Below are 16,861 nucleotides of genomic sequence, written 5' to 3' on the forward strand. Positions count from 1 at the left end.
TTGTTTAAAATGATGACTTTGCTCAGACTAGATAGAATTAAGCACCACGCAGTAATTCATTGATGCTTGTTTTGGAACGTGTCTGCGCATCAACACGTTTTACAATGACTGCGCAATACAAGCTATATTTGCCGCAAGCCGAAGGTAAATTGCCTGAGACAACCACAGAGCCCGCAGGGATACGACCGTAAGTGACTTCACCTGTTGCACGGTCATAAATTTTCGTTGATTGACCGATATACACACCCATAGAAATCACAGAGTTTTCTTCTACGATCACGCCTTCAACCACTTCTGAACGCGCGCCGATGAAGCAGTTGTCTTCGATGATTGTTGGATTCGCTTGCATAGGCTCTAACACGCCACCAATACCGACACCACCAGATAAATGCACGTTCTTACCGATTTGCGCGCAAGAGCCGACTGTTGCCCATGTATCGACCATGGCACCTTCATCGACATACGCTCCGATGTTGACATATGATGGCATCAACACTACGTTCTTGCCGATGAAGCTACCGCGACGTGCGACTGCTGGCGGGACTACGCGGAAACCGCCTTTGACGAAGTCTTCTGCCGTGTAATTGGCAAACTTGGTTGGCACTTTGTCGAAAAATTGCATATGTTCGCCAGATGGCATCACGATATTATCTTCGAGACGGAAAGAGAGTAATACCGCTTTCTTCACCCATTGATTGACATGCCATGCACCGTCAATTTTTTGCGCGACGCGTAAGCTACCGGAATCGAGTTGTTCCAATACATGCGCAACCGCGCCACGTAATTCTGCAGGCGCATTTTTAGGTGAAAAACTAGCGCGGTCTTCCCATGCTTGATTGATGATGTTTTGTAATTGCTGTGTCATGACGTTATGTGATTAAAGTGAGAAATAACAAAAAATGAAAACCTAGATGGACCTATTGTGCTTGCATGAGTTGGCGTGTGTAAGCAGCGATTCTTTGCGCTGCCTCCATGCACTCCTCAACTTCTGCGACTAAGGCCATACGAATGCGATTGCTGCCGGGGTTAATGCCATGTGCGTCTCGGGCTAAAAGGCTACCCGGTAAAACCGTCACATTATAGTCTCGGTAAAGACCTTGCGCGAACTCTGTATCAGAGATTTGGATGTGCTTATCAACACCTGCCCAAAGGTAAAAAGCAGCGTCAGGTAAAGCAACATCGAGGACTTCTTGTAGAACAGGGGTGACTTGCGAAAATTTCTTCACGTACAAAGCACGATTCTCGATGACGTGCTGTTCATCATTCCATGCCGCAATCGATGCTGCTTGTATGCTAGGGGACATCGCGCCGCCGTGGTAAGTGCGGTATAGCAGAAATTGCTTAATGATGTTCGCATCGCCAGCGACAAAGCCAGAGCGCATACCAGGGACATTCGAGCGCTTAGAAAGGCTAGACAATGTTATGAGACGAGGATAATCGTTGCGACCTAAAGCGCGTGCGGCCGCTAAGCTGCCAAGCGGTGCTGTATCGCCAAAGTAAATTTCTGAATAACATTCGTCCGCAGCGATTACAAAATTGTAGCGATCTGAGAGTTCGAATAGTTCTTTCCAGTCATTGAGCGTCAATACAGCGCCTGTCGGATTACCAGGGGAACAAACATATAGCAATTGCGTGCGCTGCCAGATAGCTTCTGGAATTTGACTAAAGTCAGGCGCGAAATTTTTTGCCGGATTCGCGTTCGCAAAATATGGCTCCGCGCCCGCCAAGTAAGCAGCACCCTCATAAATTTGGTAGAAGGGATTCGGACACATCACGATGGGCGCACCGTGGCTATTCTTACTTGGATCAATTACTGCTTGCGCGAGTGAAAACAAGGCTTCGCGCGATCCATTGACGGGTAAAATCTGGCTCCCTGCATCAAGCGCAGGAATATCATAGCGTTGCGCTAACCAATGACTGATTGCAACACGCAATCCTTCAATGCCATTAGTCGATGGGTAATTGGCTAGGCCATTCAAGTTAGCGACCAAGGCATCTTTAATCAATTGCGGTGTCGCATGCTTAGGTTCGCCTAAGCCTAAGCTGATAGGGCTGCAATTGGAATTGGGGGTAATGCCAGCAAACAGGCGCTTTAATTTTTCAAATGGATAAGCTTGTAGTTTTTCTAAATTGGGATTCACGGAGAAATTCACTTAAAAATACGAGGGGAAGAAGATTCAAAATTAAAACGACAACGATATGGCAAGGCAATATAAAGCTTTAAGTTTTGGCTGTCGGATGACTATACATTTCGCTTAATTATTCTAATTGCGGTAGGCACGTATTATAGCCGCGCTTGGCATGCCCAAAGCGGGCAAGTTCAAGGAAGTTTTGCCATTCCTTCACGTAAAGTGTGGAGGCAGGCGTTTTTTAGCATCGCCTTATTGCCAAAATCTGCAAAATTAAGCCGTCAGAATGTTATGATGTGCAGCCTTACTTGTTTGAACTATAAGTCGAATAGTAAGTAAATTGCCATCTATTATTGCGTTTTTTATAAAGATAGAAAACCTGTTGATAGTGTGTCAGAAGCGGATTGAATTTGTGTATCTTGGTCTAAAAAACGATAAATAAAAATAACGTGCGCTTAACTTCTATTAAATTAGCTGGATTTAAATCCTTCGTCGATCCCACTCATTTTCAAGTTCCTGGCCAATTGGTCGGTGTAGTCGGCCCGAACGGCTGCGGCAAATCGAATATTATCGATGCTGTTCGCTGGGTCTTGGGCGAATCGAAAGCGTCTGAACTACGTGGTGAATCCATGCAAGACGTCATTTTTAACGGATCGACTCACCGTAAACCTGCGGGAAGATCATCTGTAGAGTTAATTTTTGACAATAGTCTAGGTAAAGCCGCTGGACAATGGAGTCAGTACGCTGAGATTGCGGTCAAACGTACTTTGACGCGTGATGGCACCTCAACTTATTACATCAATGGCCAGCCAGTGCGCCGCCGTGACATCCAGGATATTTTCTTGGGAACTGGTTTGGGGCCGCGCGCTTACGCGATTATCGGTCAGGGCATGATTTCTCGGATTATCGAATCGCGTCCGGAAGAATTGCGCGTGTTTTTGGAAGAAGCTGCTGGTGTATCGCGTTACAAGGAGCGTCGTCGCGAAACTGAAAACCGAATTCACGATACGCATGAGAATCTGGTTCGTGTTGAAGATATCTTGCGTGAGTTAAATAATAATTTAGAAAAACTCGAAGCGCAGGCTGTTGTCGCCAATAAATACCATTCTTTACAAGCGGATCAGGAAGAAAAGCAAAAGTTATTGTGGATGTTGCGTAAGCGTGAAGCTGCAACTGAACAAAAAAAGCATTTCGCTGAGATCGAAAAATGTCAGCTTGACTTAGAAGAACAAACTGCCAAGTTACGCCATGTCGAGTTAGAACTCGATCAAATGCGTCAAGCGCATTATGCTGTTGGCGATAAAATGCATCAGGCACAAGGTCATTTGTACCAAACCAATGCGGAAATTGGCAGTTTAGAAGCGCAGATTAAATTCGTCATCGAATCGCGCGCACGATTGCAAGCCCAGTTACTTTCTCTGTCAGCCCAACGCGATCAATGGCTGCGCCAAAGCCAACAATTTCAAGATGATTTGTCGGATGCAGAAATGCATGTTGAAGAATTGGCGATGCGCAGTGAGCAAGCGCAAGAAACAGTCGCGCAGCAGCACGAAAGAATTCCAGCGCTAGAGCAAATTTGGCGTGATGCGCAACTCAAATCAACGGAGTCGCGCGCCAAAATTATGCAGATGCAACAGCAGATCGAACTCGAATCTGCGCATCAACGCAACGCATCAAATATTCTGAATACCTTAGCTGTACGCCGTGAACGTCTGAATCAAGAGAAACAAGGTTTGGTCATTCCAGACGCTTCGCACTTACAAAATTTAGCACTGCAACTCGAAGAGAAAAAGCAGATGCTAGAAGAAACGACCATGCAACTTGAGGAAGCGCAAGAGCGCCTGCCACAGTTGGAAGAAGAGCGTCGTTCTGCGCAAGAGCAAGTCAATAAAGATACAACGCAATCAGCGCAACTCGATGCACGCTTGGCGGCTTTGAAATCACTGCAAGAAAAAGTCGAGAGCCAAGGCAAAGTTCAACCGTGGCTGGCGAAACATGAACTAGAAAAACTGCCGAAGTTATGGCAAAAAGTGCAGATAGAAAACGGCTGGCAGACAGCATTGGAATCGATCCTGCGCGAACGTACTTCTGCTTTGGAAATGTCCAATTTGGAATGGGCAAAAGCCTTTTTCAATGACGCACCGCCAGCAAAATTGGCCCTGTATGCGCCGCAAGTGATTGCACCTGTAGCGATGGTAGAAGGCTTGAAACCACTGCTTAGTTTGCTGCAACTGAATGATGCAGGTGTGCGTAGTGTGATGCAAGATTGGTTGCACAATGTGTATATCGCTCCAGATGCACCGACGGCGTTTGCCGAGCGTGCGAAATTGCCTGCTGGCGCTTGTTTCATTACCAAAGAAGGTCATCTAATTAGTGCGAGCAGCGTACGGTTTTACGCTGCAGATTCTGAGCAAGACGGTGTACTCGCACGTCAGCAAGAAATTGAAAACATCACGAAACAAGCCAGAGCTCAACACTTGTTGGCGGACGAAGGCAAAACCCGTGCGGTGCGCGCAGAGGCTTTATTAAGCCAAGCAACTCAGGCTTTACAAGAGTTGCGTGTGCGTGTCGCTGGCTTGACGCAAGCAGTTCACGGTCTGCAAATCGAGTACATGAAGTTGGCTGAAGTACAGGAGCGCTTCAATCAACGTAGCACACAGATTCATTCGGATTTGGCTGAAATCGCTGAGCAAGAACAAGAGCAACAAACTGCGCGAACAGAATCGGAAGCGAAGTTCGAAGAGCTAGATATCGCCTTGGCTGAAATGCAAGAAACGCACGAGGATGGGCAGACCGCTTTCCTTGAAAAAGAACAGCAATTAAACGATGCGCGTTCACGCTTACGGGACCTGGAATTGGCGGCGCAAGAAGCAAGTTTTTCCGAAAAAACGCATCGCGTCAAAATGGAAGAACTCAGACGCAATATCGCCACTGCATTAGAACAGTCCTCGCAGTTATTTGCGAATATGCAGCAGGGTCAGCTTGAATTGGAAAGCATGGATGAGCAAACCGCGCACGCTGGCTTGCAAACACTGTTGGAAAAACGTAGCGATCAAGAGCGCGTCTTGGCAGATGCACGTCATGAACTCGATCAATTGACACAAAAACTGCGTCATGCAGAAGAATCAAAAATGCAGGTCGAGCGCAGCTTACAACCGCAGCGTGATCGCATCGTGGAATTGCAATTGAAAGAACAAGCGGCACGACTGAATCAAGAACAATACGAAGAACAACTACGTAATTTTGAAGTCGACGAAGCAGCGCTCGAGGATAAATTGCACGATGATTTGAAACCATCGTATTTGCAAGGCGAAGTCACTCGTTTAAGCAATGCGATTGCGGCATTGGGCGCTGTGAACTTGGCGGCTCTAGACGAGTTGGCGCAGGCCACTGAACGAAAGACTTTCCTCGATGCGCAATATGCCGATTTGACGGAAGCGATCACCACTTTACAAGATGCGATTCACAAAATCGACATCGAAACGCGTGATTTGCTGCAAGACACGTTCAATCGCGTGAATCATCATTTCGCCGAATTGTTCCCGATTTTGTTTGGCGGTGGTCAGGCGAAATTGATTATGACGGGCGACGAAATTCTTGATTCTGGTGTGCAGGTGATGGCACAACCACCGGGTAAGAAAAATGCGACGATTCACCTGCTGTCCGGTGGTGAAAAAGCTTTGACGGCGACGGCTTTGGTGTTCTCGATGTTCCAGTTAAATCCAGCGCCATTCTGCCTACTCGATGAGGTCGATGCGCCTTTGGATGACTCAAACACCGAGCGTTTCTGTAATATGGTGAAACGTATGTCTAGCAATACACAATTTTTATTTATCTCCCACAATAAAATTGCAATGGAAATGGCACAACAATTAATTGGTGTCACTATGCAAGAGCAGGGGGTTTCTCGAATCGTTGCTGTTGATATGGAATCAGCGGCAAGTTTAGTTGGTGAGGGTTAAGCAGTATGACGGATTTTCAAATGAGTTTGATTGGTGCAGGTGTAGCGTTTGTGGTGTTGGTTTATATCTACAGCAAATGGCAAGAGTATCGCGCTAGGAAAAGTGTTGATCGCGCTTTCTCGGGCGGGCATGATGACGTCTTAATGAATGCACGAGATGATGCGGAGTCTGTTCGTCAGGAACCTCAATTTGATCAAGATGATTTGAGTGAAATCAGCGATGAAGACGCTGGCACTGGATTTAATGCAAATCCATCTCAAAGCACTAAAACTGATTTCGATGCGACGATGTATGGCAAAGAATTATCCGTAGATGATTTGATCGACTGTGTTATTCCTTTGGAGTTTGAAGCACCGATCCGCGGTGAAAAATTGCTGAAAGAAATCAGTGATTTGAAATATGTTGGCCGCAAGCCTGTCCATTTCATCGGCTTAACCCATGAAGGAAAGCGTGATGAGATCGCTCATGGCAGTATTTACACCGCGCTGTTTGCCGGAGTACAAATGGTCAGTCGTAGCGGCCCTTTGAACGAATTAGAATACTCTGAATTCGTTAGTAAATTGCGCGAAATTGCCGATCGTCTCAATGCGCATTCCGATGTACCCGACATGAATCGCGTTATGTCGAATGCACGTGAGTTGCATCAATTTGTTGCAGAACACGATGCACAATTAAGCGTCAATGTTCTATCCAACGGTGCGCCGTGGGATATCACGACTTTGTTAGGGGCACTCGAGAAGCAGGGATTTGACGTGCGTCCTGATGGCCGACTGGTGATGCCAGATGGCGATGTCGGTAATTTATTCACGCTTTCTACCAATGTCAGTGCTAGCGAAACGGTCACATCTAAATTAACCTTGTTGTTGGATGTACCTTGTGTATCACCAGATCTAGAAGGGTTTGGCGTGATGGCAAAATGTGCGCGTTCTTTAGCATCTCGCCTTGGTGGAACAGTGGTAGATGATGGAAATAATCCTATCTCTGATCAAGCCTTAGCGGAAATCGCCGACCAAGTACGCGAATTTTGCAATGCAATGGCGGTTGCTGAGATTCCAGCTGGCTCCCGTCGCGCCAAGCGTCTGTTTAGTTGATTGAGTAATGATTTGAGTAGAGCGCTTTAACATGCAAAATGATTTATTTGCCGGTACTACTGCTCAGCAAAGTGAGCGCGTAGAAGAGTCTTTGCCGGATTTGGCGCAGCGTTTGCGTCGTGAATTAACACAACATGGCTACAACTACTACACGCTGGATGCACCGACGATACCCGATGCGGAATACGATAAGCTCTTCCAGCAATTGCAAACGCTGGAAGCTCAGCATCCTGAACTAAAGACAACTGATAGTCCGACCTTGCGAGTGGGCGGCGCGATTTTGCCGGAATTCTCGCAGGTTCAACACGCGGTTGCGATGCTGTCTTTGAATAATGGTTTCGAAGACGAAGATGTGATCGCGTTTGACCGTCGTGCGCGTGAAGGTCTAGAACTCGGTAATCAAGATCTTGAATATGCGATCGATCTAAAGTTTGATGGCTTAGCGATTAATCTGCGCTATATCAATGGCGTGTTTGCGCAGGCAGCTACGCGCGGTGATGGTTATACCGGTGAAGATGTCACGGAGAATATTCGGACAATTCGTAGCGTTCCATTACGATTGCGTTGTGAAAATCCTCCCGCAATATTGGATGTGCGCGGTGAAGTTTTGATGTTCAAGGCTGACTTTGATAAATTAAATCAGCGTCAACGCGACCTTGGTGCCAAAGAATTTGCCAATCCTCGTAATGCCGCAGCAGGTAGCTTACGTCAACTTGATTCGACCATTACGGCGCAACGTAATTTACGTTTCTTTGCCTATGGCATTGGCCTCTTGGAGGGGGCAGAATTGCCAGCCTCACATCGCGATCTGCTCGATTGGTATCAAGGCATGGGCATTCCGACATGTGAAGAAAAAGCCCTGGTTAAAGGTGCTCCAGCACTGTTAGATTTTTATCGCAAGGTACAAGAAAAACGTGCGCTGTTACCGTACGAAATTGATGGTGTGGTCTACAAAGTCAATCGCTTTGATCAACAAGCAACTCTAGGTTTTGTGTCACGCGCACCGCGCTTTGCGATTGCGCACAAGTTTCCGGCTGAAGAAGCTTTAACGACAGTGCTCGATATTGAAGTGCAGGTGGGACGCACCGGCGCAATCACACCAGTGGCTCGCTTAGCACCAGTGTTTGTCGGTGGTGTGACGGTCACCAATGCAACGCTGCACAATGAAGAGGAAATTCAGCGCAAAGATGTACGCGTTGGTGATACTGTAATTGTGCGCCGTGCTGGCGATGTGATTCCCGAAGTGGTTGCCAGTGTTTTGGAAAAACGTCCAGAACAAACCAGCGTGTTTGTATTGCCGAAACAATGCCCGATATGCGGTTCTGACATTGTCAAGTTAGAAGACGAAGCGATTGCTCGTTGCTCTGGCGGATGGATTAAATGTGCTGCGCAGCGTAAAGGCGGTTTGTTTCATTTTGCATCACGTAAAGCTTTAAATATCGAAGGCTTAGGCGAACAATTGATTGAACAATTGGTCGATAAGAATGTGGTGACAACTGCCGCGGATTTTTATAAATTGGGCTTGATGGCATTAGCTGAGCTCGATCGTATGGCAGAGAAATCGGCACAGAACGTACTCGATGCGCTTGAGACTTCTAAGTCGACTACCTTGCCACGCTTTATTTATGCCCTTGGCATTCGACATGTTGGAGAGTCAACGGCCAAAGACCTAGCCTTGGCATTCGCCGATATCGAAGCATTCATGGCAGCGACAGAAGAACAATTATTACAAGTGAATGATGTCGGTCCTGTAGTTGCGCAATCGATCATTCGCTTTTTTGCAGATCCTTTTAACGTTGAGTTGGTGCGGCAGTTGATGGCTTCCGGAATACACTGGCCAGTTATAGAAAAATTGGATTTAAGTAGTGCTGTGTTTGCCGGTAAGACTTTGGTATTGACAGGAACTTTACCGAACTTGAGTCGTGAACAAGCGGGTGCATTGATTGAGAAAAATGGCGGCAAGGTAGCTGGTTCCGTTTCCAAGAAAACTAGTTATGTCGTAGCTGGTGAAGACGCAGGCAGCAAGCTTTTAAAAGCCCGAGAGTTGGGTGTTCCGGTTTTATCCGAAGAACAGTTGCTTGCGCTATGCAAGGTCTGAAAATAAATGACAAGTAGCTTGGTGCTGAGCAAAGCGAAGCCCAACAATAAGTAACAACGAATACAGTAAAAATATAAAAAATAAATTTAGAGGGAAAAGACATCGATGCGAAGAATTAGAAAGGCCGTATTTCCAGTTGCCGGATTTGGTAGCCGATTTTTACCAGCAACAAAAGCGCAACCCAAGGAAATGTTATCAGTCGTTGATAAACCTTTGATCCAGTATGCGGTAGAGGAGGCCGTCGAAGCTGGTATCACGGATATGGTGTTTATCACAGGTCGAAACAAGCGTGCGATTGAAGATCATTTCGATACAGCGTATGAACTAGAACATGAGTTAGAAGCTGCTGGTAAAGACGCGCTTTTGGATATTGTCCGTAGCGTTATTCCGAGCAATATTAATTGTATTTACATTCGCCAACCTGCAGCCTTGGGCTTGGGGCACGCGGTATTATGCGCTCGCCCAGTGGTTGGTGAAGATCCCTTCGCTGTTTTGTTGGCAGATGATCTGATGGATGTTCGTCCTGGTCAAAAAGGTGTTACAGCACAAATGGCTGCACTTTATGCGCAAGAGGGGGGCAGTATCGTTGCGGTGCAAGAGGTCTTGCGTGAATTTACCAATCAATACGGGATAGTGAGCGGCGAATTCTATAAGCCAAATCTCGAGCGTATGTTCGGTATTGTTGAAAAACCGAAGCCGGAAGAGGCGCCGTCTACGTTGGCAGTTGCAGGTCGCTATGTTTTGTCGGCGAACATTTTTAATTACCTAGAAAACCTTGGTAAAGGTTCGGGCGGTGAAATTCAATTAACCGATGGCATCGCAGCGATGCTCAAAGATGAGCCCGTGTTTGCCTATCGTTGTGATGCGAAGCGTTATGATTGCGGTTCCAAATTAGGCTACCTCAAGGCTAGTGTTGCACTTGGCTTAAAACATCCCGAGGTGGGCGAAGAGTTTGCCAAATATTTGCATGAATTGATGGGTTCTAAATAATTCCTAATGATGCTAACCGGAGGTGTGACGCTATGATCTATCCAATTTTGAAAATGGGTGACCCGCGCTTACTCAGAGTATCCGATGTTATCCAAGAATTTGACACGCCAGCATTACACCAACTAATTTCTGATATGTTTGAAACCATGCAGCATGCCAATGGCGCAGGTTTAGCCGCACCGCAAATTGGTGTCAATCTGCAATTGGTGATCTTCGGCTTTAAAAGAAATCCACGTTATCCCGATGCGCCGAATGTGCCTGAGACTGTTTTGATCAATCCTGTGTTGACGCCTTTGTCGGATGAGACCGATGATGCTTGGGAAGGTTGTTTGTCTGTTCCCGGTATGCGTGGTTTGGTTCCTCGCTGGAGTCGTTTGCGTTATGAGGGTTTTGATCAGTTTGGTCAGAAGATCAGTCGTGACGTGGATGGTTTTCATGCGCGAGTAGTGCAGCATGAGACGGATCATTTGAATGGGGTTTTGTATCCTATGCGGATTAAGGATTTGACGCAGTTTGGGTTTACTGAGGTTTTGTTTCCTGAGTTGGATCCTGGTGAGGATGATTGAGGTTTTTTCGATTCGTATTAATTTTACGGTTGATTTATTGTCTGTAGGTCGGGTGTGGCCCGACAGCCAATTACCTTTTTTGCTTCGCCAAAAAAGGTAATCCAAAAAAGGCGACCGTAGACTCGCCCCTTCGGGGTGCTTACGCTTCGCTTCAGCATAATTTGTGCATGCCAAAAAATGGGGTGTTGCGAAAACTCGCTACGCTCAAACATTCGCAACCCTGATCCCATTTTCTGCCAAGCACAAATTACATCGTCTCAAACGGGGGTAGGTCAAAAACAAATTCAAAAGCAACGACCTACAACTGCAAGTAGAAAATTGAACGTCCGTCGGTATTGATTGTTTTGGTGTTGCCGTTGCTTTTGACTTTAATGCTGTTCCACTTCTGACACTGCCAATTGTGCGGGACAGAAATGGGATAAAGAGAGTCAGATGTCTGAGCGTAGCGAGTTTCTGACTCTCCCCATTTTTGTCTTGCACAATTGGGAACCCGAAGGGCAGTGGCAGCGTGGTCGCCTTTCTTTGCTTCCTTTCTTTGGCGAAGCAAAGAAAGGAAGTGGCTGTCGGGCCACACCCGACCTGTAAACGTTAAGCTAGATTGGCGTGAAAGAAAAGCTAAGACGCCCCTTGCTCAGTAGACTGAAAAAATAAAAAAAGGAGCAACCAAATCAAGCCAGCTCCTTCAAAAATTAATTTATAGCAAAAAATCAAAACGGCTCATCATCCCGCAAATACCGCCATTGCCCCTCAGGCAAATGCCCAAGACGCACTTTACCAATACGAACACGTTTTAATCCAACCACCCGCAATCCCACCATCTCACACATACGACGAATCTGGCGCTTTTTGCCTTCTTTGAGAATAAACTGTAATTGGTCTTCATTCATCCAGCGTACCTTCGCGGGAATAAGTTTCTTGCCATCTAAGCTTAAGCCATGATTGAGCAAGCGCAAATCGCCAGCAGGTAATGTGCCAGGTTTAGTGTACTCAACACGAACTAAGTATTCTTTCTCAACATCAGTGTTCTCGCCAATCAGCTTTTTAGCGACGCGACCGTCTTGGGTCAAGACCAGCAAGCCAACTGAATCAATATCCAAACGACCAGCAGGCACTAAGCTACGCAATTGTGTTGGGTGAAATTCGTTTTCGACTTTGCATTCACTCCAGCGATTTTCTGCTTTGACTAATGCAATCGCAGGTTCATAACCATCTTCTGCTTGCCCGCTGACATAGCCAACTGGTTTGTTGATGAGTATCGTTACGCGCTTGGATTGCTCGGCTGCGGCTTGACGTTCTACCGTGACTTTTTGATCTGGAAAAACTTTGCTGCCCAATTCGGACACGACCTTGCCGTCTACACGTACCCAACCCTTGGCGATCCATTCATCGGCTTCACGGCGTGAACACAGGCCTAGTTCGGACATGCGTTTGGAGAGTCTTAATTGTTCTGTCATAGCTAATTTCTTTTTATTGATCTTTGATTGTTCATTTAAATGCGCAGTGCATCTAGTAATTCGGACTCAAATTGAATTTGATTTTTCGGGTTATGCAAAGCTGCACCATCGACCAAAAAGACATCCTCTACACGTTCGCCCAGGGTCATGATCTTGGCCGTGTGTAGATTGATTTTGTACTTGGCGAGTACGCCAGCAACTGAATATAACAAGCCGTTCCTGTCATTTGCGGAAATCGATAGCAGGAAATATTGGCCTTTATCATCAGGGCGTAATTCTACCGTTGGCACCAAAGGGAAATTGCGAGACAAACGCGATAGTCGTCCTTGATTCGGTGTACTTAATGGAACTTGCTTCGCCAAGATCTCAGCCAATTCATGTTCGATTAAATTAATAATGTCGCGATAATGGCTGGCAAATGCTGGCTCCGTGACTAAGAAGGTGTCGAGTGCATAGCCACTCTTAGTCGTGTGGATTTTAGCATCGAGAATCGCAAAATTCTTACTGTCAAAATAATTGCAAATACGCGCAAAAAGATCTGCTTGATCTAGCAAATACACAGTGACTTGCAAGCCTTCACCGATCGGTGCCACACGACATTTAACAATGGGAGTAGGGCTGCTTATTTTGTCGTGTAGTACGCGCGTTTGCCAAGCAATATCGGATGCGTCATGACGTAAGAAGTAGACGATATCGAGTTCGTTCCATAACTTAGTATGGGCGTCATGTTCTATGCCGACTAAGCGCAAAGCCTTGAGCGCTTCTTCTTGGCGATTTTTCAGTTCGCGATCAGCGGAAGGAGTTTCTCCTCCAAGCACGCGCAAGGTGATTTTGTAGAGATCTTCTAAGAGCTTGCCTTTCCAAGCGTTCCATACTTTCGGGCTGGTGCCACGAATATCGCAGACCGTTAATAAATACAGGGCTGTCAAGTGACGCTCATCTTTGACCAGATTGGCAAATGCTTGAATTACATCGGGGTCAGATAAGTCTTGCTTTTGCGCGACTTGCGACATGGTCAAATGTTGCTGGACCAAGAAAATAACTAATTCGGTATTGTCTTTTGAAATGCCATGATCGAAGCAAAATTTACGCGCATCTGCCATGCCCAACACGGAGTGATCGCCATTGCGTCCTTTTGCGATATCGTGAAATAAGGCGGCTATATACAAGACCCAAGGCTGATTGAAGTTCGCCATCAATTGACTGCAGAACGGATACTCGTGCGCGTGTTCGGTCATCGTGAATCGCCGCAGATTGCGTACGACCATTAAGATGTGCTGATCTACGGTATAGGCGTGAAAGAGATCGTGCTGCATTTGTCCAACGATGCGACGGAAATTTGGCAAATAACGACCCAGAATACTGGTTTGATTCATGCTGCGCAATACGTGCGTAATGCCACGTGGGGATTGCAGGATCTGCAGGAAAGTGCCGCGATTAAAAATATCGTGACGGAATTCCGCATCAATCAAATTGCGTGCATGCCAAAGCGCTCGCAGCGTTTTGGCGGTCATGCCTTTCAGATTGGCGTTTTGAGACAACAATAAAAACACTTCCAACATCGCAGAAGGCGTTTGTTCAAATACGTTTTCTTCGACGATATCGATTAAGGCGTTGACTTCATTGAAGCGTTCATTAATCACTTTCGCTTGATGCGGTAAAGGAAACAAGACAGCTTCAATATTTTGTAACAAGATGGTATTGAGTTGTGTGACTGCTTTCGCTGCCCAATAATAGCGCTGCATCAAATATTCGCTGGAGCGGCGCGATTCGGTAGTTTCAAAACCAAAGGTGGCAGCGATCGCATTTTGCAAATCAAAAACCAAACGATCTTCGCGACGACCTGCTTGTATGTGCAGACGCACTCGTATGTCTTTGAATGCGCGTTCATTGCGTTTAAGTTGATGCGCTTCAGTCGCAGTGATCAAGCCGCGTGCCGCGAGCTCCGCCCAAGAATCGCCGAGCTTGGCTGCTTTTGCTACCCACAAGATGACTTGTAAATCGCGCAAGCCACCCGGACTTTCTTTGCAGTTCGGTTCCAGACTATATGGCGTGTCTTCGTATTTGACGTGACGCTGATGCAGTTCCAATAGTTTCGCTTGAAAGAACTGCTGAGGATTCATCGCCTCATCATAGCGCGTCTTAAGTTCGCGAAAACTATTTCGACTACCTGCCAATAAACGTGCTTCGAGTAATGCTGTTTTGACCGTGATGTCGGCCGCGGCTTCGGTCATGCATTCGTCTATCGTGCGTATACTATGCCCAATGTCTAGGCCGATATCCCAGAATATTTGCACTAGGTTCTCGAGTTTTTCTCTAAGGTCTTTATCTGGATGATCAGTTAACAGAATTAAGACGTCTACGTCAGAAAACGGAAATAGCTCACCACGTCCATAGCCGCCGACGGCAACTAAAGCGAGTTCTTTTGGGAAGTTAAAACTCTTCCAAATGTCGCTTAAGTTAGCATCGACGCAGCGACACAAGTCTTTTAGTAGTGTTTCAGCCTTCGGTTTATCTTTGAAGGATTGAATGATGATCTGCTGTTCGGCCTTCAGCTTTGCTTTGAAAGCCATGGCATTCGCGATGGCTGTTTTCATTAGGCTTCGATTTGTGCGGTTACTTGCTTTGTAATAAATGCAGGTGGAGGTGGTGAGCCAGCGGACAGCGTTAATACCTCATAACCAGTTTCTGTTACTAAGATCGTATGTTCCCACTGCGCTGACAAGCTGCGATCCTTGGTCTTAATCGTCCAGCCATCATTCATTTCACGAATTTCACGGCGACCTGCATTGATCATAGGTTCTATTGTGAAGATCATGCCTGGCTTCAGTTCATCCAGTGTTCCTGGACGACCGTAGTGCAAAATTTGCGGCTCTTCATGAAAAACTTTGCCTATGCCGTGACCGCAGAATTCTCGTACCACGCTATAACCAGCTTTTTCGGCGTGCTGTTGGATAGCATGGCCGATATCGCCTAAATGATTGCCGGGCTTAACTTGTTGAATACCAAGCCACATACATTCATAAGTGATTTCATTCAAGCGTTTCGCCAAAATCGATGGTTCGCCAATGAAGAACATACGGCTATTATCACCATGGTAGCCATCTTTAATTACAGTAATATCTAAATTAACGACGTCGCCATTTTTTAATACTTTGTCGCCTGGAATGCCGTGACAAATGACATCGTTGACTGATGTGCAAATCGCTTTTGGATAAGGCGTGTAGCCAGGTGGGCAGTAATTTAATGGAGCAGGAATTGATCCTTGTACATTGGTCATGTATTCGTGGCACAGGCGATCAAGTTCGCCAGTGGTGACACCCGCTTTGACGAAAGGGGTGATGTAATCAAGGACTTCAGATCCTAAGCGACCGGCAATGCGCATGCCAGCGATATCTTCAGCGGTTTTAATGGAAATAGATGACATGCGTTCTCTGCAATCAGAAAGTAAATAATGGGGAAATTAGAGGAGTTTAAGCGTGAATTATAGACGAGGAGTAATAAGCGCGTTGAGGCCTACAAAGAATAAACCCCATTTTTACGAATTTATTTTGATCTTTTGCGCGCTTTAGGTGAGCGTGCAAGCACGGATGAAGTTTGAATTGGTCTCCGTACTTGATCAAAGTGACTGTTTCAGGTTAGAATAGATGGTTAGCTTGAATAAATTACATGCTAATTAAATGTAGTAGTAAATATTTTGTTTCTTAAAGATCGAATCTGGTCGAAAAGGGTGTTTCTCTTCTAGTATAAAAAGCTGAGGAATCACTGACTCGATTCAAGACCTAACCCTGGAGTTATTATGTCTGTAACAATGCGTGAAATGTTAGAAGCTGGTGTCCATTTTGGTCACCAAACCCGTTTTTGGAATCCAAAAATGGCACCGTACATCTTCGGTCATCGCAATAAAATCCACATCATGAATTTGGAAAAAACATTGGCGATGTATCAAGAAGCAATGAAATTCATCCGCCAATTGTCCTCTAACCGTGGTACGGTTTTGATGGTTGGTACTAAGCGTCAAGCGCGCGAATTGATCGCTGCAGAAGCAAACCGTGCAGGTATGCCTTTTGTTGATCAACGTTGGTTAGGTGGTATGCTGACTAACTTCAAAACAGTTAAGACTTCTATCAAGCGTTTGAAAGATATGGAAGCTTCTGTATTGGACGGCTCTGTAGAGAAATTGTCCAAAAAAGAAGGTTTGATGTTCCAACGTGAGATGGTTAAGTTGCAAAAATCCATCGGCGGCATTAAAGATATGCCAGGCGTTCCTGATGCGATTTTCGTGGTTGACGTTGGTTACCACAAAGGCGCGATCACTGAAGCTGCTAAATTGGGTATCCCAGTGATTGGCGTAGTTGATACTAACCATTCACCAGAAGGCGTTACTTACATCATTCCTGGTAATGATGACTCTTCTAAAGCAATTGCTCTGTACGCTCGTGGCGTTGCTGATGCAATTTTGGAAGGCCGTGCAAATGCCGTAAATGAAGTGCTTGAAGCAGTTAAGCCAAGCGACGAGTTTGTTGAAGTAGAACAGGCTTAATTCACGCTGGTGCTTTTTTGAAAAAGCA

12 protein-coding genes are annotated in these 16,861 nt (G+C 46.0%); 7 read left to right on the forward strand and 5 right to left on the reverse strand.

Going from position 1 to position 16,861, the window contains the following annotated elements; genetic code table 11:
- Positions 1–37: 37 nt before the first annotated feature.
- Both dapD and dapC read right to left on the reverse strand, forming a co-directional pair.
- Positions 38–865, reverse strand: a complete 828-nt coding sequence (gene dapD, locus H8K52_RS01210; RefSeq protein ID WP_186920679.1) for a 2,3,4,5-tetrahydropyridine-2,6-dicarboxylate N-succinyltransferase — start codon at positions 863–865, stop codon at positions 38–40.
- A 52-nt stretch (positions 866–917) separates the two neighbouring features.
- Complete coding sequence (gene dapC / locus H8K52_RS01215; protein ID WP_186920680.1) at positions 918–2,141, reverse strand: succinyldiaminopimelate transaminase; 1,224 nt, start codon at positions 2,139–2,141, stop codon at positions 918–920.
- A gap of 437 nt (positions 2,142–2,578) precedes the next feature.
- Between dapC and smc the strand changes: the two genes are divergently transcribed.
- The 6 genes from smc to H8K52_RS01245 all read left to right on the forward strand — a co-directional run bounded on the left by smc (position 2,579) and on the right by H8K52_RS01245 (position 11,421).
- On the forward strand, positions 2,579–6,091 hold the full coding sequence (gene smc / locus H8K52_RS01220; protein WP_186920681.1) for a chromosome segregation protein SMC: 3,513 nt from the start codon (positions 2,579–2,581) through the stop codon (positions 6,089–6,091).
- A 5-nt stretch (positions 6,092–6,096) separates the two neighbouring features.
- On the forward strand, positions 6,097–7,182 hold the full coding sequence (locus H8K52_RS01225) for a cell division protein ZipA C-terminal FtsZ-binding domain-containing protein (RefSeq protein WP_186920682.1): 1,086 nt from the start codon (positions 6,097–6,099) through the stop codon (positions 7,180–7,182).
- Positions 7,183–7,213: 31 nt separating this feature from the next.
- A complete protein-coding gene (gene ligA / locus H8K52_RS01230; protein WP_186920683.1) occupies positions 7,214–9,280 on the forward strand; it encodes an NAD-dependent DNA ligase LigA in 2,067 nt (688 codons plus the stop codon).
- 105 nt (positions 9,281–9,385) lie between these two features.
- The gene (galU, locus tag H8K52_RS01235) at positions 9,386–10,270 is read left to right on the forward strand and encodes a UTP--glucose-1-phosphate uridylyltransferase GalU (protein WP_186920684.1); all 885 of its coding nucleotides are present in this window, start codon (positions 9,386–9,388) and stop codon (positions 10,268–10,270) included.
- A gap of 32 nt (positions 10,271–10,302) precedes the next feature.
- Entirely contained in the window at positions 10,303–10,836 is a 534-nt protein-coding gene (gene def, locus H8K52_RS01240; protein WP_186920685.1) for a peptide deformylase, read from the forward strand.
- A gap of 432 nt (positions 10,837–11,268) precedes the next feature.
- Positions 11,269–11,421, forward strand: a complete 153-nt coding sequence (locus H8K52_RS01245; protein ID WP_186920686.1) for a hypothetical protein — start codon at positions 11,269–11,271, stop codon at positions 11,419–11,421.
- A gap of 122 nt (positions 11,422–11,543) precedes the next feature.
- On the opposite strand, the gene H8K52_RS01250 is transcribed toward H8K52_RS01245, so the two are convergent.
- Genes H8K52_RS01250 through map form a run of 3 tightly spaced genes read right to left on the reverse strand, consistent with a single transcriptional unit; the run spans position 11,544 to position 15,717 of the window.
- Positions 11,544–12,290 (reverse strand): pseudouridine synthase, encoded by a 747-nt coding sequence (locus H8K52_RS01250; protein ID WP_186920687.1) that lies wholly within the window; start codon positions 12,288–12,290, stop codon positions 11,544–11,546.
- A gap of 35 nt (positions 12,291–12,325) precedes the next feature.
- Entirely contained in the window at positions 12,326–14,887 is a 2,562-nt protein-coding gene (locus H8K52_RS01255) for a [protein-PII] uridylyltransferase (protein WP_186920688.1), read from the reverse strand.
- Positions 14,887–15,717: a type I methionyl aminopeptidase gene (gene map, locus H8K52_RS01260; protein WP_186920689.1), complete on the reverse strand. Its 831-nt coding sequence runs from the start codon at positions 15,715–15,717 to the stop codon at positions 14,887–14,889. Before map ends, H8K52_RS01255 begins: the two co-directional genes overlap by 1 nt.
- Before the next feature lie 372 nt (positions 15,718–16,089).
- Here map and rpsB point away from each other — a divergent pair, with 372 nt between their 5' ends.
- Positions 16,090–16,833, forward strand: coding sequence for a 30S ribosomal protein S2 (gene rpsB, locus H8K52_RS01265; RefSeq protein WP_186920690.1), 744 nt, complete (start codon positions 16,090–16,092; stop codon positions 16,831–16,833).
- The last annotated feature ends 28 nt before the right edge of the window (positions 16,834–16,861 follow it).

It is taken from the genome of Affinundibacterium seohonense (genome assembly GCF_014284305.1).
GTDB classification, from domain to species: domain Bacteria; phylum Pseudomonadota; class Gammaproteobacteria; order Burkholderiales; family Burkholderiaceae_D; genus Undibacterium; species Undibacterium seohonense.

Bases quoted from the DNA above. Each gene is read 5' to 3' on its own strand.
- dapD (WP_186920679.1), bottom strand. From the start codon at position 865: ATGACACAGCAATTACAAAACATCATCAATCAAGCATGGGAAGACCGC.
- H8K52_RS01225 (WP_186920682.1), top strand. From the start codon at position 6,097: ATGACGGATTTTCAAATGAGTTTGATTGGTGCAGGTGTAGCGTTTGTG.
- ligA (WP_186920683.1), top strand. From the start codon at position 7,214: ATGCAAAATGATTTATTTGCCGGTACTACTGCTCAGCAAAGTGAGCGC.
- galU (WP_186920684.1), top strand. From the start codon at position 9,386: ATGCGAAGAATTAGAAAGGCCGTATTTCCAGTTGCCGGATTTGGTAGC.
- def (WP_186920685.1), top strand. From the start codon at position 10,303: ATGATCTATCCAATTTTGAAAATGGGTGACCCGCGCTTACTCAGAGTA.
- H8K52_RS01245 (WP_186920686.1), top strand. From the start codon at position 11,269: ATGTCTGAGCGTAGCGAGTTTCTGACTCTCCCCATTTTTGTCTTGCAC.
- H8K52_RS01250 (WP_186920687.1), bottom strand. From the start codon at position 12,290: ATGACAGAACAATTAAGACTCTCCAAACGCATGTCCGAACTAGGCCTG.
- H8K52_RS01255 (WP_186920688.1), bottom strand. From the start codon at position 14,887: ATGAAAACAGCCATCGCGAATGCCATGGCTTTCAAAGCAAAGCTGAAG.
- map (WP_186920689.1), bottom strand. From the start codon at position 15,717: ATGTCATCTATTTCCATTAAAACCGCTGAAGATATCGCTGGCATGCGC.
- rpsB (WP_186920690.1), top strand. From the start codon at position 16,090: ATGTCTGTAACAATGCGTGAAATGTTAGAAGCTGGTGTCCATTTTGGT.